Below are 19,443 nucleotides of genomic sequence, written 5' to 3' on the forward strand. Positions count from 1 at the left end.
TGGGGTGATGACTTCCGCCTCCCCCATCCGACTGGCCGTGATCGACGACTACGAGGTCGTCGTCAACGGTCTGGCCAAGATGCTCGAGCGCTACCGCGACCGGGTCGAGGTGGCCGAACTCGACATCGAGGGCCCGATGTCGACGGTCGAGCACCCCGTCGACATCGCGCTCTATGACACCTTCGGGCAGGCGCAGGGCGAGCCTGAGGCGCTGGCGCACCTGCTCAAGGAGCCCCGGGTCGACAAGGTCGTCGTGTACACGTGGAACTTCCAGCCCGACCTGGTGCGCCGCAGTCTCGATGCCGGCGTTCGGGGTTACCTCTCCAAGACGCTGCCCGCGGGCGAACTCGTCTCGGCGCTGGAGCGAGTGCACGCCGGCGAGGTCATCGTCTCGGCCGAGGTAGGCTCCGGCCCCATCGCCGGCGAATGGCCGGGGCGCGAGGAGGGGCTCACGCCGCGTGAAGCCGAGGTGCTCGCACTCATCACCCAGGGTCTGTCGAACAACGACATCGCCGCGCAGACGCACCTGTCGATCAACTCGGTGAAGAGCTACATCCGCACCGGCTATCGCAAGATCGGCGTGACGAGCCGCAGCCAGGCCGTGCTGTGGGGGGTTCGCCACGGCTTCGAGCCCGACCACCGTCGCATCGTCCCGGATCCCACCGTCCAAGATCGCTGAGCGCGCACACGCCAGGGCCGCCCCGCCGTCAGGATCGACTGACGGTGGGGCGGCCCTGGTGTGTCCAAGGGGTGGCGCAGGTCACCTGACGGTGATTTGGCGTCCACCTGGAGGACGTGTAATGTTTTCCGAGTCGCCGAGGGGCAGACAGCACAGAAACCCCAGTGTTTCCGGGCAGTTTGCCTCACGAGCTCGAAGCTCACCGCAGTTTCGACAAGCGCGCCGGCTCCGCCAAGAGCAAGCGCCGAGTTGAAGTCGGGGAGCGAGGGTGGTAAGGTTGACGAGTTGCCCCGAGCGGGTGGCGAGCGAAAGTTCGCCGCTTCGTGTGGTGTGCGATGGTGTTTTGAGAACTCAACAGCGTGCCGATGTGATCATCGCCAAACATTTTAGTGGCACTTATGGAGTGTCGCGTGTTTTGGCTGAGTGATTAATGATTGTACAGAACGACGATGACCCTTTTGGGGTTGTTGTTTGTCACCGTTTTTTTCTCGGTCAGGGTAACAAATTTTTTCTACGGAGAGTTTGATCCTGGCTCAGGACGAACGCTGGCGGCGTGCTTAACACATGCAAGTCGAACGATGAAGCACCAGCTTGCTGGTGTGGATTAGTGGCGAACGGGTGAGTAACACGTGAGTAACCTGCCCCTCACTCTGGGATAAGCCTGGGAAACTGGGTCTAATACTGGATACGACCGATCTCCGCATGGAGTGTTGGTGGAAAGTTTTTGTGGTGGGGGATGGACTCGCGGCCTATCAGCTTGTTGGTGGGGTAATGGCCTACCAAGGCGACGACGGGTAGCCGGCCTGAGAGGGCGACCGGCCACACTGGGACTGAGACACGGCCCAGACTCCTACGGGAGGCAGCAGTGGGGAATATTGCACAATGGGCGAAAGCCTGATGCAGCGACGCCGCGTGAGGGATGACGGCCTTCGGGTTGTAAACCTCTTTCACCAGGGACGAAGCTAACGTGACGGTACCTGGAGAAGAAGCACCGGCTAACTACGTGCCAGCAGCCGCGGTAATACGTAGGGTGCGAGCGTTGTCCGGAATTATTGGGCGTAAAGAGCTTGTAGGCGGTCTGTCGCGTCTGCTGTGAAAGACCGGGGCTTAACTCCGGTTCTGCAGTGGGTACGGGCAGACTAGAGTGTGGTAGGGGAGACTGGAATTCCTGGTGTAGCGGTGAAATGCGCAGATATCAGGAGGAACACCGATGGCGAAGGCAGGTCTCTGGGCCATTACTGACGCTGAGAAGCGAAAGCATGGGGAGCGAACAGGATTAGATACCCTGGTAGTCCATGCCGTAAACGTTGGGCGCTAGGTGTGGGACTCATTCCACGAGTTCCGTGCCGCAGCTAACGCATTAAGCGCCCCGCCTGGGGAGTACGGCCGCAAGGCTAAAACTCAAAGGAATTGACGGGGGCCCGCACAAGCGGCGGAGCATGCGGATTAATTCGATGCAACGCGAAGAACCTTACCAAGGCTTGACATACACCGGAATCATGCAGAGATGTGTGCGTCTTCGGACTGGTGTACAGGTGGTGCATGGTTGTCGTCAGCTCGTGTCGTGAGATGTTGGGTTAAGTCCCGCAACGAGCGCAACCCTCGTTCCATGTTGCCAGCACTTCGGGTGGGGACTCATGGGAGACTGCCGGGGTCAACTCGGAGGAAGGTGGGGATGACGTCAAATCATCATGCCCCTTATGTCTTGGGCTTCACGCATGCTACAATGGCCGGTACAGAGGGTTGCGAAACCGTGAGGTGGAGCTAATCCCAAAAAACCGGTCTCAGTTCGGATTGGGGTCTGCAACTCGACCCCATGAAGTCGGAGTCGCTAGTAATCGCAGATCAGCAACGCTGCGGTGAATACGTTCCCGGGCCTTGTACACACCGCCCGTCAAGTCACGAAAGTCGGTAACACCCGAAGCCGGTGGCCTAACCCTTGTGGGGGGAGCCGTCGAAGGTGGGACTGGCGATTGGGACTAAGTCGTAACAAGGTAGCCGTACCGGAAGGTGCGGCTGGATCACCTCCTTTCTAAGGAGCATCAAGCCCTTGCCACACCGTTCGTGTGTGGGGGGTGCTCATGGGTGGAACGATGATCATGGTGCAGCCTGCATGGTTGCCGGCATCAGCGAGTACGAACCAGTCATACGCGTCTTGATCCCTTGATGGGGTGAGGATGTGGGGCTGGTTGGGGAAAGCATGGTGGTGGTGAGTGTGTTGGGGTTGTGTTCGGCGCGTTGTTGGGTTCTCAGGACACGGATCGTGTTCTGGGGTTGTGGTCAACACAAGATCACACACCAAGTGAAGACTCTTCATCTTGTTGGATGGGGTTTGGGTGTGTGGGGTTGTGTGTGGCGTGTTGTTTGAGAATTACACAGTGGACGCGAGCATCTAGTATCTGTGATCTTAAGTTTTTAAGGGCACACGGTGGATGCCTTGGCACCAGGAACCGATGAAGGACGTTGTAATCTGCGATATGCCTCGGGGAGTCGATAAACAGGCTGTGATCCGGGGATTTCCGAATGGGGAAACCCGCCATGAATCATGTCATGGCACCTGCACCTGAACACATAGGGTGTTGGGAGGGAACGTGGGGAAGTGAAACATCTCAGTACCCACAGGAAGAGAAAACAAGAGTGATTCCGTGAGTAGTGGCGAGCGAAAGCGGATGAGGCTAAACCATGATCGTGTGAGACCTGTCAGGGGTTGCGGTTGTGGGGTTGTGGGACAGTGCTGATCCTCACTGACATGAGGGTGCGCAGTAAGAAACCATGTGCGTAGTTGAACAATCTTGAATGGTTGAGCGTAGAGGGTGCGACTCCCGTAGACGAAACGTGTGTGGCTGTGTTGTGCTGTTTCCCAAGTAGCACGGGGCCCGTGAAATCTCGTGTGAATCTGGCAGGACCACCTGCTAAGCCTAAATATTCCCTGGTGACCGATAGCGGACTAGTACCGTGAGGGAAAGGTGAAAAGAACCCCGGGAGGGGAGTGAAATAGATCCTGAAACCGTGTGCTTACAATCCGTCGGAGCCTCTGTGTGGGGTGACGGCGTGCCTTTTGAAGAATGAGCCTGCGAGTTAGTGCTCAGTGGCGAGGTTAACCCGTGTGGGGTAGCCGTAGCGAAAGCGAGTCCGAATAGGGCGTTTGAGTCGCTGGGTCTAGACCCGAAGCGGAGTGATCTACCCATGGCCAGGTTGAAGCGCCGGTAAGACGGCGTGGAGGACCGAACCCACTTAGGTTGAAAACTGAGGGGATGAGCTGTGGGTAGGGGTGAAAGGCCAATCAAACTCCGTGATAGCTGGTTCTCCCCGAAATGCATTTAGGTGCAGCGTCGCGTGTTTCTTGCCGGAGGTAGAGCTACTGGATGGCTGATGGGCCCCACCGGGTTACTGACGTCAACCAAACTCCGAATGCCGGTAAGTGAGAGCGTGGCAGTGAGACTGCGGGGGATAAGCTTCGTAGTCGAGAGGGAAACAGCCCAGATCATCAGCTAAGGTCCCTAAGCGTGTGCTAAGTGGGAAAGGATGTGGAGTTGCTGTGACAACCAGGAGGTTGGCTTAGAAGCAGCCACCCTTTAAAGAGTGCGTAATAGCTCACTGGTCAAGTGATTCCGCGCCGACAATGTAGCGGGGCTCAAGCACATCACCGAAGCTGTGGCAATGACACACTGACCCTTAACGGGGGTGTTGTTGGGTAGGGGAGCGTCGTGTGGCGAGTGAAGCGGCCGAGTGATCGAGTCGTGGATGCTACACGAGTGAGAATGCAGGCATGAGTAGCGAATGACGGGTGAGAAACCCGTCCGCCGAATAACCAAGGGTTCCAGGGTCAAGCTAATCTGCCCTGGGTAAGTCGGGACCTAAGGCGAGGCCGACAGGCGTAGTCGATGGACATCCGGTTGATATTCCGGAACCGGCGAAGAACCGCCCATACTGAACCATGGGATGCTAAACACCCGAACCATGCCAACCGGTCCTTCGGGATCATCTGGTGTGGGGAGCGTGTGACCCGATCGTGTAGTAGGTAAGCGATGGAGTGACGCAGGAAGGTAGCCTCCGCGGGGCGATGGTAGTCCCCGTCCAAGCATGTAGGCCCACTGGTAGGTAAATCCGTCAGTGATGTGGCTGAGATGTGATGGTGACCACGTATGTGGGAAGCAGGGTGATCCTATGCTGTCGAGAAAAACTTCTAGCGAGGTTCGAGCCGCCCGTACCCCAAACCGACTCAGGTGGTTAGGTAGAGAATACTAAGGCGATCGAGTGAATCGTGGTTAAGGAATTCGGCAAAATGCCCCCGTAACTTCGGGAGAAGGGGGGCCCAAGCCTTGAAGCCCGTACGGGCTAGGGGTGAGGGTCGCAGAGACCAGGGAGAAGCGACTGTTTACTAAAAACACAGGTCCGTGCGAAGAAGTAATTCGATGTATACGGACTGACGCCTGCCCGGTGCTGGAAGGTTAAGAGGACTGGTTAATCACTTCGGTGGTGAAGCTGAGAATTTAAGCCCCAGTAAACGGCGGTGGTAACTATAACCATCCTAAGGTAGCGAAATTCCTTGTCGGGTAAGTTCCGACCTGCACGAATGGCGTAACGACTTCTCCACTGTCTCAACCACGAACTCGGCGAAATTGCAGTACGAGTAAAGATGCTCGTTACGCGCAGCAGGACGGAAAGACCCCGGGACCTTTACTACAGTTTGGTATTGATGTTCGGTACGGCTTGTGTAGGATAGGTGGGAGACTGTGAAGCATGCACGCCAGTGTGTGTGGAGTCATTGTTGAAATACCACTCTGGTCGTATTGGGCTCCTAACTTCGGTCCGTGATCCGGATCAGGGACAGTGCCTGATGGGTAGTTTAACTGGGGCGGTTGCCTCCTAAAGGGTAACGGAGGCGCCCAAAGGTTCCCTCAGCCTGGTTGGCAATCAGGTTTTGAGTGTAAGTGCACAAGGGAGCTTGACTGTGAGACAGACATGTCGAGCAGGCACGAAAGTGGGGACTAGTGACCCGACGGTGGCTTGTGGAAGCGCCGTCGCTCAACGGATAAAAGGTACCCCGGGGATAACAGGCTGATCTTGCCCAAGAGCTCATATCGACGGCATGGTTTGGCACCTCGATGTCGGCTCGTCGCATCCTGGGGCTGGAGTAGGTCCCAAGGGTTGGGCTGTTCGCCCATTAAAGCGGTACGCGAGCTGGGTTTAGAACGTCGTGAGACAGTTCGGTCCCTATCCGCTGTGCGCGTAGGAAACTTGAGAAGACCTGTCCCTAGTACGAGAGGACCGGGATGGACGAACCTCTGGTGTGTCAGTTGTTCCGCCAGGAGCACCGCTGATTGGCTACGTTCGGAAGTGATAACCGCTGAAAGCATCTAAGCGGGAAGCACGCTTCGAGATGAGGTTTCCATACACCTTGTGTGTGAGAGGTTCCCTAGAGACGATGGGGTTGATAGGCCGGATGTGGAAGACCAGTAATGGTTGTAGCTGACCGGTACTAATGAACCGATAACTTATTATCACACTCAGTATTGTTGTGCTAGTGCTCGCGTCCCTGTGTAATTCTGAAACAATACACCCGCCATGATGGGTTGATATGTTTCATAGTGTTACGGTGGTTATAGCGAAGTGGGAAACGCCCGGTCACATTCCGAACCCGGAAGCTAAGCCCTTCAGCGCCGATGGTACTGCACTCGGTAGGGTGTGGGAGAGTAGGACACCGCCGGACTTCTTCTAAGACGTGATGGTCTTGAACAGCTCCCCCGAAAGACTGGGGTTGAGTAGTTCAAGACCATCACGCATTTCTACGTCCACCACAAACACCCTGACCCCCGCCGCCCCTGCGAATGCTTGTACGGGTGCGGATGGACACGTACATGACGTTGCCCACTCCCTCGGGGACTGGGCATCGATCGGTAGAGAGGGTCAGGCGCCGGCCTGCGCGGCCATCGAGGTGCCTTCGATGAGCGCGAAGGTGTGGGTACGTGACGTCGGGAAATACGTCGAGGAAGCCCTCGGTGCGTGCGGTCGCCTGGGGGTTGGCCGTCGGCGTCGTGTCGCCCTCACCGCGGCTCGCACCCTGCGGCATCTCGACGAGCGCGACGTCGCGGTGGCCGAGGTCGTACAGGTACGTGGCCAGGGTGCGCAGCGCGGCGCGTTCCATCGTCAGCTGCAGGACACCGTCGATCGCGGGGTAACCCGTGCCGGCGAGCGGGATGCGGCGATGGCGCAGGTGGTCCAGCACCGCCGCCGAGACATGCCCGCCGAGCGGGAAGACGACGGCGTCGCGGGGGATGCCGGACATGCGTCGCACGACCTCGTGCTCATCGCTACCCTACGCCAGGATGAGCAGGATGCCGCTCGAGTTCTGGCCCAGGTGCTGCGCGAGACCGTCGAGCACGCTGACGGCGAACGGGTCACTGAACGAGTTGAGCAGTCGCCCCTCGGCGAAGACACCGACGATGCCGGAGCGTCCCTGTCGCAGGGACGAGGCGAGCGGGGGTCGGGGCTGCCGGAATCGAGATCCTCGGCGGCCTCGAGGACGCGCTCATGCGTCGCGTCGGCTTCGCATCGTCCACCACGGCCGGGGGGATGGCAATTCTGTGCAGGCACCCATCGATGTGGGACGGGCTGAGCGGTATCCGTCACGTGGTTACTGAAGCGTAGGTAGGGTTGGGGGATCGCGGCGCGGACCGCGACACCGGAGCTGACGACGGCCGAAGGAGACCACAGCGATGACGACCTCACGGACCCGGGTGACGCTGCTCGACGTGGCGCGCGGGGCGCTGACGATGACGCCCGACATCCCCCACGTCGCCAAGCATCTGCCGTCCTTACTGCTGCGTCGATCGGGCCGCGCCATGTCGATCGGCTCGGTATTCGAAGGGCTCGCCGAGCGGCACCCGCAGCGTCCGTTCGTCGTGGCCGACGAGGGGCGCCTCACCTACGCAGAGGCCAACGAGCGTGTCAACCGGCTCGCGTGGGTGCTCAAGGACGCTGGGGTGCGTCACGGGGACGTCGTCGGGCTGATGTCGCACAACTCGATCGACATGCTGCTCGTGATGCTCGCGACCGTGAAGCTCGGCGCCGTCAGCGGGCTGCTCAACTACAACCAGCAGGGCGATGTGCTCGCCCACAGCCTCGGAGTACTCGACGCCCGCGTCATCGTCGCCGAGCCGTCGTTGCTCGAGGCGGTGACGACGTGCCTCGCGGGGGAGGGCTCAGCGAACACCGCACCGTCGTCGGATACCGGGCGCCACGCGGACGTCGTCGGGCTCGACGAGCTCGTCGCACAGGCGACGAACGCGCCTACGGCGGCGGCGCAGAACCCGCCCGAATGCGCGCAGGTGCGCGGCAGCGACAAGGCGTACTACATCTTCACCTCCGGCACGACGGGCATGCCGAAGGCCTCCATCATGAGCCACCATCGGTGGCTGCAGTCGTACTCGGGCCTCGGCGGGCTGGGCGTGCGGCTGCGCGAGGGCGACACTCTCTACTGCTGCCTGCCGCTGTACCACAACAACGCCGTGACGGTCGCGCTCGGAGCCGTGCTCAACGGCGGCGCGTGCTTCGCCATCGCGCGCAAGTTCTCCGTCTCCAACTTCTGGGACGACGTCATCCGCTTCGACGCGACGTCGTTCGTCTACATCGGCGAACTGTGCCGCTATCTGCTCGGCCAGCCGCAGCGGGACGTTGACCGGGCGCACCGCATCCGCGTCATCGTCGGCAACGGCCTGCGGACCGACATCTGGGCCGAGTTCCAGGAGCGCTTCGGCATCGCGCGCATCGCCGAGTTCTACGGGGCGAGCGAGTGCAACATCGCGTTCATCAACGCCTACAACATCTCCGAGACGGCCGGCACGTGCCCACTGCCGCACAAGGTCGTCGCCTACGACCCGGAGACGGGCGGCGCGGTGCGCGACGGGAACGGGCGGCTGCGTCAGGTCAAGGTCGGCGAGGCGGGCCTGCTGCTCGCCAAGGTGACGAAGGCCCAGCCGTTCGACGGGTACACCGACGACGACGCCACCGAGAAGAAGCTGCTGCGCGACGGTTTCAAGGACGGCGACTGCTGGTTCATCACCGGCGACCTCGTGCGCCGGCAGGGGCTCAACCACGTGGCGTTCGTCGATCGGCTCGGCGACACGTTCCGGTGGAAGGGCGAGAACGTCGCGACGACGGAGGTCGAGGCGGCCCTCGAGCGGCTGCCGTTCGTCGAGGACTGCGTCGTCTACGGCGTCGAGGTGCCCGGCTGCGACGGGCGAGCCGGCATGGCCGCCGTCGTGCTGCGCAAGGGCGAGCCCTTCGACGCCATGGCGGCCGTCGCGCTCAACGAACGCCTGCCGAAGTACGCGGTGCCACTGTTCGTGCGCGAGGTCGATTCGCTCGAGCACACCTCGACGTTCAAGTCGCGCAAGGTCGAACTGCGCGACGCCGGGTTCGCCGGCGTGGGTGACGACCGCGTGTGGGTGCTGATGCGTGACGGCTACGTGCCCTTCTACGGGAGCTACCCCGAAGACGTCGCAGCAGCGCGTCAGCCGTGAGGGGTTGAGCTTCGCCGTCGGCCGGCCATGTGGTCGTGCGTCAGCTGTGAGGGGTGGAGCTTCGCGTCAGCCGGCCATGTGGTCGCGCGGCAGCTGTGAGGGGTGGAGCGTCGCGTCGGCGTGGTGGTTCAGCGTGTCGGGCGTCAGAACGATGCGGTGGCGAGCTTGACGGCGAACAGGCAGAAGGCCGTCCCCGCGGCGAGGTGTGCGCCGGCGACGACGCGCGGGCGTCCTGCGACGCGGTGGCCGAGCCGCGAACTGATGGCGATGACGGCCGCGAGGTAGATGAGGCTGATGATCTGCATGATGACGGCGAGCACCCCGAAGTTGACCCACAGGTGCGGATCGCCCGGCGTCACGAACTGCACGAAGAACGCGGCGAAGAACAGGATCGACTTGGGGTTGAGCATGCCCGTCACGATCGAGCGGCTGAACGGGGACGCCGCGATGCCGGCGTCATCGGGGGCCGCGCCTGTGTCGATGGGGTTGAGCGAGTCGTCCGTGGCGTCGGCGCGCGTCAGCGCTCGATGTTCGCGCAGCAACTGCACCCCTCGGCGCAGCAGACCGAACCCGAGATAGACGAGGTAGGCGCCGCCGACGAGCGTCAGCGCGCGGAAGAACAGCGACCCGCCCGTCAGCAGCGTGCCCGCCGGCGACGGCCGCGATCATGAGGATGCTGTCGCTGATGAACACACCGGCGGCGGCCTGCCAGCCGGCGCGTCGCGATACCTGCGCGGCGCTCGTCGCGACGAACAGCGAGTTCGGCCCGGGCAGCAGGATTGGTTGTGACAGCTTGGTCTGGCCCCGTTGTGACGGCTTGATCTGGCCCCGCGTGCGACTTGCCGGGGTGTTGACGGTCTGAACTGGCCCCACCCCTTCACGCTGGTCCCCATCACTGGGAACCAGTCGCGAGGGCAAGGGAGCCAAGATGGGGTCACGAGTGCAGCTGTACGCCGACATCCGCTACGACGCGCGAGTCGATGGCCTGTCCATCCGCGAGCTCGCCCGCAAGCACGGAGTCCACCGCCGCACCGTCCGCCAGGCCCTCGCCGCTGCCGAACCCCCACCCCGCAAGAAACCGGTCCGCACGGCACCGCGCCTGGATCCGTACAAGCCGGCGATCGACGAGATGCTCACCTATGACCTGACCGCGCCGCGCAAGCAGCGCCATACCGCGACCAGGATCCTGGCCCGGCTGCGCGACGAGCACGGCGCCACCGACCTGTCCTACTCCACGGTGCGGGACTACGTGCGGGTCAGGCGCGCGCAGATCGATCTGGAGGCCGGGCGCCGGGTGGAGGCGATGGTGCCGCAGGACCATGCCCCCGGCGCGGAGGCCGAGGTCGACTTCGGCGAGGTCTACGTCATCCTCGACGGCGTCAAGACCAAGTGCCACATGTTCGTCTACCGCCTGTCCCACTCCGGCAAGGCCATCCACCGCGTCTACCCGACCGGCGGGCAGGAAGCCTTCCTCGAGGGACACATCGAGGCCTTCCACGCCCTGGGCGGCATCCCGACCCGTCACATCCGCTACGACAACCTCACGTCGGCCGTCGTGCAGGTCATCCACGGCGGGAACCGGCTCCGCGACGAGAACGAACGCTGGGTGCTGTTCCGCTCCCACTACGGTTTCGACGCGTTCTACTGCCAGCCCGGCATCGACGGCGCCCACGAGAAGGGCGGCGTCGAGGGCGAGGTCGGATGGTTCCGCCGCAACCACCTCACCCCCATGCCCGACGTCGCCTCCCTGGACGAACTCAACGTCAAGATCCGCGCCTGGGAAGTCGACGACAACACCCGTCGCATCACTGGCCACGCGAACACGATCGGGCAGGACTACCGCGCCGAACTCCCACACCTGGCACCGTTGCCAGCAGACGACTTCGACCCCGGCCTGATCCTCCACCCCCGGGTCGATCGCTCTGCCCTGATCACGGTCCGCATGGTCAAGTACTCCGTGCCCGCGCACCTGATCGGGCAACGCGTCCGCGTGTCCCTGCGGGCCTCGTGCGTGGTCGTGTTCGAGGGCCGCACCGTCGTCGCCACTCACCCCCGCCTCGGCACCCGTGGCGTGACCCGGGTCGAGCTGGACCACTACCTCGAAGTCCTACGCCACAAGCCCGGCGCGTTCCCCGGCTCCACCGCCCTCGCGCAGGCCCGCGCCGCCGGAGCATTCACCGCAGCCCACGACGCGTTCTGGGCCGCGGCCCGCAAGACCAGCGGCGACGTCGCCGGGACCCAAGCGTTGATCGACGTGCTCCTGCTCCACCGATCCCTCCCGTCCGAGGCGGTGATCGCCGGCATCACCTCGGCCCTGTCGGTGGGCGCGATCAGCCCCGACGTCGTCGCCGTCGAAGCCCGCCGCCACGCCACCACCCACACACCCGCAACTCCGGCCGCCCCGGCCAGGGGTGGGACGGTCGTGAACCTGCCACCCCGACGCCCCACCAACCCGCACCAGGTCATCGCGCACCTGCCCGAAGACACCCGGCCCCTACCCACCGTCACCGCCTACGACGAACTCCTGCGCCGACGCCAACCCAACCCCACCCCGGCCCCCGCCGAGGTCCACCATCACACCCAGACAGGAACCCCATGACCACCACCAGCACCAGCCGCCCCGCGAGCCTTCGCCGGCGTCAGGGCCTGACCGAACAAGCCGCGCAGGCCGCGATCGACCAGGCCTGCCGCCGGCTTCGGCTGCCCACCATCCGCGCCGTCGTCGACGACGCCGTGACGGCCGCCACAAAGGAACAACTCACCTACCAAGGCTTCCTCGCCGAACTCCTCCTGGCCGAGGTCGACGACCGCGACCGCCGCTCCACCCTCCGTCGCATCAAGAGCGCCGGCTTCCCCCGCGAGAAATGGCTCGCCGACTTCGACTTCACCGCGAACCCCAACATCAACCCCGCCACCATCAACGAGCTCGCCACCGGCGACTGGATCCGGCGTGGTGACCCCCTGTGCCTGATCGGGGACTCCGGCACCGGCAAATCCCACCTGCTCATCGCGCTCGGCACCGCCGCCGCCGAGCAGGGCTACCGCGTCCGCTACACCCTCGCCACCCGCCTGGTGAACGAGCTCGTCGAAGCCGCCGACGAGAAACAACTCACCAAGACCATCAACCGCTACGGCCGCGTCGACCTCCTCGTGATTGACGAACTCGGCTACATGGAACTCGACCGGCGCGGCGCCGAGCTGCTGTTCCAAGTCCTCACCGAACGCGAGGAGAAGAACGCCATCGCGATCGCCTCCAACCAGTCCTTCTCCGCCTGGACCGACACCTTCACCGACCCCCGCCTGTGCGCAGCGATCGTCGACCGCCTCACCTACAACGCCACCATCATCGAAACAGGCACCAACTCCTACCGCCTCGCCCACACCCGAGCCCGGCACCGGACCCCCGCAACAGGCGCGTGACATCACTACTTTGCCGATGTGCGGACCTTCCTTGCGAATGCGGCACCGGAGGTCTCCGCAAGCGGGTGTTGCGTTCGAGCGCGCTCGAAGCCGTAGCGTCACCGACATGAACCTCGAGCTGGAACAGGCCCTCCGCCTCGCCACCGACCCACCCGGCGGGATCTCGGTCGAGGCACTGAAAGATCTCGTTCGCGACGACCCCACGACGTGGTGGGACATCGCCGAAGCAGCCGACCACCTGGACGTCACCGTCCACACGCTGCGCTACTACGAACGCATTGGCATGGTCGCCGTCGCCAGAGACGACGTCGGGCACCGCCGCTACGACTCACCCGCCATCCGCCGCCTGATGTTCATCACGCGCATGCGCACCGCAGGAATGACGATCGCCGACCTCAAGGAGTACCTGAACCTGGTCGACGCGGGACGACAGACCATCCCCCAACGACTCGACCTCATGCTCGAACACCGCGACACCCTGCGCCGCCAGATCGGCCAACTCCAACTGGCCCTCGCGGCGACCGAATACAAGATCGCCACCTACCAGGAAGGCCCGACACCATGACCACCCTCGGCACCCTCACCGCGTCCCCGATCGGGTTCGGCTGCATGGCCCTGAGTCACATCTACGGCGGCACCACCGACGCCCAGGCCCGCCGGACCCTCGACGAGTCGATAGACGCGGGCATCACGTTCCTGGACACGGCCGACGTCTACGGGGAGCCCCGTGCCGGCAGCAGCGGCCCAGCCGGGACGAACGAGGAGATGCTCGCACCCCTGCTCGCCCGCCGCCGCGACGGAGTGCAGCTGGCCACAAAGTTCGGCATCACCGGCATCACCCTTGGTGAGGACCACCGAGGGCAGAAGTCCACCGACGGACGTCCCGAGTACGTGTCCCAAGCCTGCGACGCGTCGCTGCGCCGCCTCGACGTCGAGACCATCGACCTGTACTACCTGCACCGCACCGACCCCGACATCCCCATCGAGGAGACCGTGGGCGCCATGGCGCAGCTCGTGACCCAGGGCAAGGTACGTCACCTCGGCCTGTCAGAGGTCACCGCGGACGAACTGCGTCGAGCCCACGCGACGGCCGCGATCACGGCCGTCCAGTCCGAATGGAGCCTGTGGTCGCGTGATGTCGAGGCTCACGTGGTCCCGGCCTGCGCGGAACTCGGGATCGGATTCGTGCCCTACAGCCCCTTGGGACGAGGCTTCCTCACCGGCACCCTCACCCCCGCGCAGATCGCGACCGACCTCCGCGGCCGCACCGAACGCATGGGGGCCGGGTGGGATGCCAACCAGCAGGCTCTCGCGATCGTCACCCGCGTTGCCGCCGAGATCGGAGCCACCAACGCCCAGATCTCCCTGGCGTGGCTGCTGCAGAAGGCAGAGCAGTTCCGAGTCGCCTGCGTCCCGATCCCAGGTTCACGCACGGCATCCCGCATGATCGAGAACCTCGGCAGTGCAGACATCGACCTCACGCCGACCCAGATGGACCTCCTGGACCACATCGCACGCACCGTGCACGGTGATCGCAACATCTCCGACGATCCCCGCTGGATCAGCTCCGGACGGGAGCAGTGACGCGCCAACATCCGCTTCTGCCGCGACGAGATCACTGACCTCATCTCGCCATTCAGTCTCCGGTGTTGCCGTCGATCTGTTCGCGCAGGAGATCGAGGTGGCCCAGGTGGCGGGCGTACTCCTCGATGAGGTGAACGAGAATCCAACGCAGGTTGACGTGCGCCGGGGTGGGCGCCCCCCAGGCCCGGACGCTGAGCTCATCTAGTGTCGGGGCAGCCGAGTAGGTGCTGTTCGCGTTAGCGATGGCCTTGTCGAACCACGCACGCAGGTCTTTGCCCGAGTCGGCGTCCGCTTCCCACTCCCAGTCACCCTCAGCCTGCTGCCAGCCCGAGCGCCACGGCTCGTCCAGCTCCCCGACATCCTGCCCGGCGAAACAGCCGCGGGCCCACCATGTCTCGCAGCTGGCCAGGTGCTTGATGATCGCGCCGATGCTCATCATCGATGGATGCCCGGCCAAGCGGGTGCGCAGCTGCTGGTCGTCCAAGCCCTCAGTCTTACGGCGCGCGACACTGCGCTGGAAGTCGAGGAATGACGTCAGGGTTGATCGTTCGTCACTCGCGGGGGCGATGTCGGGCAAGGGCGTCGTCACAGCCAGGAGCCTACCGAACGAAGCCGAGAGAGGCCCGCGCTCAAGGGCCCAGGCGCTCAGCCCGTCAGCTGGCATAATGCGCCCGGCCGACACGCTCTCCTGCCGCGTTGGGTCACTGCTCCAACATTCGGTGTCCCAACGACATCTGGAGGCGCACCAGGTAGCCGTCGGGGTCCTGCACGAGGAACTGGCGAACACCCGCCTACTCGCTCGGACTGAGGCGGTACCACTTCACTTCCGGCTCCATGAACAAGGGCCAGGCCGCCTCACGGAGCTGCCTGAGTTGCACGGCAACATCGGGCACGGAGATCTGGAAGTTGATCCCGCGCCCCAAGGGAAGGTCGAAGGGCGCCGTTCGCCACGTCCTGCCGATGTCGGCCTGGTCGAGCATGAGGTGAGCGCCGCCGAGAGCGCGAGGTAGGCGAAGCCCTCCTCGGCCTGCGGTAAAGCACGGCGAAGCCCAGCAGGTCACACCAGAACCGGACGGACACGCTGCAGTCGGTCACGGCCAGTTCGGGCACAAGAGACGGTTCAGCACTCATGATCACCAGCCTCCCAGAGCGCATTCCCGAGCGCCCTGCGCTACCGCTGATCTAGCGCCAGATGGGGCCACGTGGGGCCGTCATCCCGGGGCCGGATGAAGTTGACATAGCCAGTAGAGGCTCTGGTGTGCCCCGGGGCGATTCAGTCCGGGCGGATCCGCGGTCGTCGACCTTGGTCATTCGCGGGGACCAGAGTTTGGGCTTTACGAGGAGGTATCCTTAGCGCGAATGAAGGCCACTTCCCGCAGAGCTGTCAAGCCCGCAGCGGTCTCGATGCCTTCAAGGACGGTCGTAGCCCTAAAGGCATCCGGCCATCGTCTCGACCGGGTTCCTGTGCCCAGCCCCTCGGTCGCCTCAGGGCGGCGGCAACCAATGGATCTTGACCTACCGATTCTCCAATTAGTCGCGACAGGGACATCGTCGTCTTATGAAGGACGCTTCACCGTGCAGCGGGGGCGTGGGCCCTGGAGCGAAAGGTGGTCGTCCTAGCCCCCGCGATACTTCGCGGGCAATAGTCTTTCGATCTCAGGCACGTTCGCCGGGGCGCACGGCCTGAGCTCGTGCCAGACCACCACCATGAGGGCCAGGGTGGACCCTGGCTCGTCGTCCATCTTGAAGCCACCGCTGGGGTAGTCAGCGGCAAACCTTTCGATAACATCGAGCGGCAACCGAATCTATTCAGACTTCCGACTGAGCATTGGCGTCTCGCAGGCTCGACCCAGCGCATGAAGTGCCTTGTGAACCTGGTCCACGCGAAGCTGAGGTGGGTGCTGCCTTGGAACTGGAAGCCTGTACGGAGCGAGGTTGCCTTCACTCGACGAGGTCGGTGGGGTCATTTGAGGCTCGTGACGAAGGAGCAACTGCGCCGCTATCGCCGTCACTGAGAACCTGGCCTCCGTATTCAACGGTCTCCGCCGCGCCGCGGGACCTCGCCCGGGCGACCACTCGACTGGCTCTGACGAGTCATGTCCTACGGTGAATCAGGATTCTGACTTCGTCCACGGCTCGGACTGTGTGAGTGAGTACAGGTACGCCATCGCGGGGACGACGATGATCGCGGCTAGGACGACGACGCCGAGCAGTGCGGCGAGTGTGGCTGGTGACCCGGCGGCATCGGCAATGCTGACTTGGTCGACGAGTAGCCAGGGGTACTGGGCTATGCCCCAGCCGAGTACCACCGCCGCGCCGGCAAGCACCGCGGTGAGGCGCGCCGCCGGGAAGCGGCGCGCGACCAGGAGCACCAGTGTGGCGAGACCCGCCACGGCCGAGATGCCGATCAGGGGTGCCGCCTTCCCGGTCAGACCGGCGTAGAGAGTCGGGGCGTCGTGCTTGATGGGCACCAGAGCGACGAACACGATCAGCCCGGTCGTGACGCCCACGGCCAGGGACCGGATCCGTAGCTGTGCCGTGAGCACGAATGCACTGGCGCGGGCGGCGTCGGCCACGAGGAACACCCCGGCCAGGAAGGTGCAGGTGCCGACCGCGATGAGGCCCCCGAAGATCGAGGTGGGGTTGACCCAGGAGTCGATCAGCGGGCCGCGTCCGGTCGCCGGCACCCGGCCCGACGCGATCGCCCCCGCGACACAACCGAAGAAGAACGGTGTGATCAGCGAGGAGGCAGCGAAGAACGCGCCGAACAGCCGTGCCTGGGCGAGGGTGGCGGCGTACTTGCGGAAGGCGAACGAGGCTCCGCGCAGGACGATCCCGAGCAATGCCAGCAGCAGCGGGATGATCAGGGTGCTCATCATGGCCGCGAACGAGACTGGGAACGCAGTCCACCAGGTCACCAGGCAGAAGATCAGCCACACGTGGTTCGCCTCCCATACCGGCCCGATGCTGTGGTCGATGAGGGTGCGCAGCTCGGCTCCCGACGCGGAGCCACCCGCGGTCAGGTCGAAGAATCCGGAGCCGAAGTCGGCGCCGCCGAACAGCGAGTAGGCCAGCACGCCCACGAAGAGCGCGGCGGCAGCGGCCAGCGCGAGGGTCATCGGTCGGTTCTCTGAGTGTCGGAGAGTCGCGCTTGCGGTCCGTAGGGGCTGGGCAGGTCCAGCTCACCCGAGCGCCAGCGGCGCGCCATCGACCGGAGCACGACGTAGGCGCCCACCGTCATGGCGGCGTACACCAGGAACGTGACCCCGAACAGCCACCACAATCCGGAGTTGCTGCCCGCCGCCTCGGTGGTGCGCAGCACGCCGAACACCGTCCACGGCTGCCGACCCACCTCCGTCGCGATCCACCCGGCCTCCAGAGCGATGATCGCGAGCGGACCCGCCGCCGCGGAGAACCGCAGGAACCAGCGGTTCTCGAGCAGGTCACGATCGCGCCAGCGAGTCCACCAGAACAGCACCACGGCCAGCGCCAGCAGGGTGCCGATCCCGACCATCGACTGAAAAGCCAAGTGGGCAATGTTCACCGGCGGCTGGTCTGCGACCGGGATCGTATCCAGGCCCTGGACCGGGGTGGTGAAAGAGTTGCGAGAGATGATCGATCCGAGCAGCGGGATGTCGATCGCCCCCCGGACCTGACCATCGACCAGGACACCGCCCAGACGCAAAGGGGACGGGCTCTCGGTCGTGGTCGCGAGCTCGAACGCCGCCAGCTTCGAGGGTTGGGTGCCACCGAGCCGTAGCCCCAGCAGGTGCCCGATGAAGGGCTGCACCAGCGCTGCCGCGCTAGCGAAGACGAACGGGACGCTGAACCCGAGCCGGTGGTGCGCATCGACGCGGCCGCGGAGCATGCCCACCGCGTACACACCCGAGACCAGGAAGCCCACGACCATGAACGCGCCCACCCACATATGCGCGAACTGGCCCCAGACCCCGTCGTTGAAGAACGCACGCCACGGCTGGACGTCGGTGACTTCACCGTTGACCATCCGGAAACCCGTGGGGTTGTTCATCCAGGCATTGACCGCGATCACGCTGAACGTGCCGACGACCCCCGAGATGGCCATCGGAATCAACATCAGAACGTGCCGATTCGGGGGCATCCGGCCCCAGCCGTAGAGGTAGATGCCGAGAAAGATCGCCTCAACGAAGAAGGCCAGCCCCTCGACGGCGAACGGCAACCCCAACACGTCGCCGAAGCGACCCATCAGACCGGGCCACAGCAGCCCCATCTCGAAACTCAACACGGTGCCGGAGACCGCACCGATGGCAAACAAGACCGCCGCTACCTTCGACCAGCGCTGCGCCAGGCCCAGTGCCACCTGGTCGTCGCGGCGGATCCCCCGCGAGTGCATCACCAGGATCATCGCGGGGAACGCCACCCCGAAGCAGGCCAGGATGATGTGCCATCCCAAGGTCATCGCCATCTGCTCGCGCGCCGGCAGCAACCCGGCAGGGTCGGCAGTAAGTACCTGGAGCAGCGCGTCGCGGGTGACCACGGTCCCGACGGTACGTGCGCACAGCCGCGAACCGGTCACCCATAGCGCTACTTGTGAAATGTTTCACAAGTCTAGAATGCTCCTCAAGCGCAGCCCCGGGCGCGCTCAGTCGTTCGAGTAGATGCGCTCGTCACCGGCTACCTCGGCTCGCCGTTCAGGTGCCGGCCGCCCTCGAGCACAGGGCTGGTGGGCTGCTGCCTGATCGTGCTCCGGCAACGATCAGGTCGCCGAACCCGCGTGCCCGTGGCTCAGACGCGACCGCCGGTAGTCGCTCGGCGGGGGAGGGGCTCGTCGGGGGAACCAGTCGTGGGCGTCATAAGCTGGCCACTTCGTTGCGCCCACACCTCGAACGCCAGTGTGGCGAAGGGCGGCACCGAACACGCCAGCCCCACCAGGGTGGTCCAACGACCCCATCCGAGCGCGCGTGAGACCAGGAATGTGATCAGCACATACGCGACGAAGATGCCGCCGTGGATGGGTCCGAAGATCCGTACCCCGAGGTCCCCCGCATCCGTGAGGTACTTGAAGTACATGCCGGTCAGCAGACCCGCCCACGAGATGGCCTCGGCCGTGGCGACGATCCGGAACAACTGCGCGTAGGTTCGAGGGGACACTCGGGCAGTGTAGGAGGAGCCGAAAGTCAACCAGACTTTGCATCCGTCGAACCAACGTCGAAAGCCACCAGATGGAATGATCGGCGAGATCGGGCCTTCGACCCG

At 64.1% G+C, this 19,443-nt stretch carries 11 protein-coding genes, 3 rRNA genes and 1 pseudogene; 9 read left to right on the plus strand and 6 right to left on the minus strand.

Features of this window, described 5'->3' with window-relative positions; all coding sequences use genetic code 11:
* Positions 1-7: 7 nt before the first annotated feature.
* The 4 genes from DYE07_RS09700 to rrf all read left to right on the plus strand — a co-directional run bounded on the left by DYE07_RS09700 (position 8) and on the right by rrf (position 6,392).
* Complete coding sequence (locus DYE07_RS09700) at positions 8-679, plus strand: response regulator transcription factor (RefSeq protein WP_074041352.1); 672 nt, start codon at positions 8-10, stop codon at positions 677-679.
* Between the two features lie 510 nt (positions 680-1,189).
* Positions 1,190-2,711 (plus strand): 16S ribosomal RNA (locus DYE07_RS09705).
* 373 nt (positions 2,712-3,084) lie between these two features.
* Positions 3,085-6,185 (plus strand): 23S ribosomal RNA (locus DYE07_RS09710).
* Between the two features lie 89 nt (positions 6,186-6,274).
* Positions 6,275-6,392, plus strand: a 5S ribosomal RNA gene (gene rrf / locus DYE07_RS09715).
* Together the 16S, 23S and 5S rRNA genes form the textbook arrangement of a ribosomal RNA operon.
* Positions 6,393-6,458: 66 nt before the next feature.
* On the opposite strand, the gene DYE07_RS09720 is transcribed toward rrf, so the two are convergent.
* Positions 6,459-6,968 carry a type 1 periplasmic-binding domain-containing protein gene (locus DYE07_RS09720; RefSeq protein ID WP_115296877.1) on the minus strand — a complete coding sequence of 170 codons (510 nt, stop codon included), beginning with the start codon at positions 6,966-6,968 and terminating at the stop codon, positions 6,459-6,461.
* A 430-nt stretch (positions 6,969-7,398) separates the two neighbouring features.
* Between DYE07_RS09720 and DYE07_RS09725 the strand changes: the two genes are divergently transcribed.
* Positions 7,399-9,204, plus strand: coding sequence for a long-chain-acyl-CoA synthetase (locus DYE07_RS09725; RefSeq protein WP_115296878.1), 1,806 nt, complete (start codon positions 7,399-7,401; stop codon positions 9,202-9,204).
* Positions 9,205-9,347: 143 nt separating this feature from the next.
* Here the strand turns inward: DYE07_RS09725 and DYE07_RS15165 are convergent.
* A pseudogene (locus tag DYE07_RS15165) lies at positions 9,348-10,164 on the minus strand (LysE family transporter).
* Between DYE07_RS15165 and istA the strand changes: the two are divergent.
* The 4 genes from istA to DYE07_RS09755 all read left to right on the plus strand — a co-directional run bounded on the left by istA (position 10,133) and on the right by DYE07_RS09755 (position 14,208).
* A complete protein-coding gene (gene istA, locus DYE07_RS09740; protein WP_115296879.1) occupies positions 10,133-11,803 on the plus strand; it encodes an IS21 family transposase in 1,671 nt (556 codons plus the stop codon). The pseudogene DYE07_RS15165 and the gene istA sit on opposite strands and share 32 nt — an antisense overlap.
* The gene (gene istB / locus DYE07_RS09745; RefSeq protein WP_115296880.1) at positions 11,800-12,624 is read left to right on the plus strand and encodes an IS21-like element helper ATPase IstB; all 825 of its coding nucleotides are present in this window, start codon (positions 11,800-11,802) and stop codon (positions 12,622-12,624) included. The genes istA and istB overlap by 4 nt, the downstream gene beginning before the upstream one ends.
* Before the next feature lie 106 nt (positions 12,625-12,730).
* Positions 12,731-13,189 carry a MerR family transcriptional regulator gene (locus DYE07_RS09750; RefSeq protein WP_006945485.1) on the plus strand — a complete coding sequence of 153 codons (459 nt, stop codon included), beginning with the start codon at positions 12,731-12,733 and terminating at the stop codon, positions 13,187-13,189.
* Entirely contained in the window at positions 13,186-14,208 is a 1,023-nt protein-coding gene (locus DYE07_RS09755; protein ID WP_006945543.1) for an aldo/keto reductase, read from the plus strand. Before DYE07_RS09750 ends, DYE07_RS09755 begins: the two co-directional genes overlap by 4 nt.
* Positions 14,209-14,260: 52 nt before the next feature.
* Here the strand turns inward: DYE07_RS09755 and DYE07_RS09760 are convergent, their stop codons facing one another.
* The 4 genes from DYE07_RS09760 to DYE07_RS15170 all read right to left on the minus strand — a co-directional run bounded on the left by DYE07_RS09760 (position 14,261) and on the right by DYE07_RS15170 (position 19,338).
* A complete protein-coding gene (locus DYE07_RS09760; RefSeq protein WP_006945548.1) occupies positions 14,261-14,797 on the minus strand; it encodes a DinB family protein in 537 nt (178 codons plus the stop codon).
* 1,522 nt (positions 14,798-16,319) lie between these two features.
* The gene (locus tag DYE07_RS09775) at positions 16,320-17,327 is read right to left on the minus strand and encodes a cytochrome d ubiquinol oxidase subunit II (RefSeq protein WP_006945483.1); all 1,008 of its coding nucleotides are present in this window, start codon (positions 17,325-17,327) and stop codon (positions 16,320-16,322) included.
* On the minus strand, positions 17,324-18,724 hold the full coding sequence (locus DYE07_RS09780) for a cytochrome ubiquinol oxidase subunit I (RefSeq protein WP_006945486.1): 1,401 nt from the start codon (positions 18,722-18,724) through the stop codon (positions 17,324-17,326). Before DYE07_RS09780 ends, DYE07_RS09775 begins: the two co-directional genes overlap by 4 nt.
* 248 nt (positions 18,725-18,972) lie before the next feature.
* Positions 18,973-19,338: a DUF3817 domain-containing protein gene (locus DYE07_RS15170; protein WP_040014686.1), complete on the minus strand. Its 366-nt coding sequence runs from the start codon at positions 19,336-19,338 to the stop codon at positions 18,973-18,975.
* Between the last annotated feature and the right edge of the window lie 105 nt (positions 19,339-19,443).

The sequence above is a fragment of the Dermacoccus nishinomiyaensis genome (assembly GCF_900447535.1).
Lineage (GTDB): Bacteria > Actinomycetota > Actinomycetes > Actinomycetales > Dermatophilaceae > Dermacoccus > Dermacoccus nishinomiyaensis.

Excerpts from the sequence above, each read along its gene's own strand:
- DYE07_RS09720 (WP_115296877.1), bottom strand. The coding sequence starts at position 6,968 with ATGTCCGGCATCCCCCGCGACGCCGTCGTCTTCCCGCTCGGCGGGCAT.
- istA (WP_115296879.1), top strand. The coding sequence starts at position 10,133 with ATGGGGTCACGAGTGCAGCTGTACGCCGACATCCGCTACGACGCGCGA.
- DYE07_RS09755 (WP_006945543.1), top strand. The coding sequence starts at position 13,186 with ATGACCACCCTCGGCACCCTCACCGCGTCCCCGATCGGGTTCGGCTGC.
- DYE07_RS09750 (WP_006945485.1), top strand. The coding sequence starts at position 12,731 with ATGAACCTCGAGCTGGAACAGGCCCTCCGCCTCGCCACCGACCCACCC.
- DYE07_RS09725 (WP_115296878.1), top strand. The coding sequence starts at position 7,399 with ATGACGACCTCACGGACCCGGGTGACGCTGCTCGACGTGGCGCGCGGG.
- DYE07_RS09775 (WP_006945483.1), bottom strand. The coding sequence starts at position 17,327 with ATGACCCTCGCGCTGGCCGCTGCCGCCGCGCTCTTCGTGGGCGTGCTG.
- DYE07_RS09700 (WP_074041352.1), top strand. The coding sequence starts at position 8 with ATGACTTCCGCCTCCCCCATCCGACTGGCCGTGATCGACGACTACGAG.
- istB (WP_115296880.1), top strand. The coding sequence starts at position 11,800 with ATGACCACCACCAGCACCAGCCGCCCCGCGAGCCTTCGCCGGCGTCAG.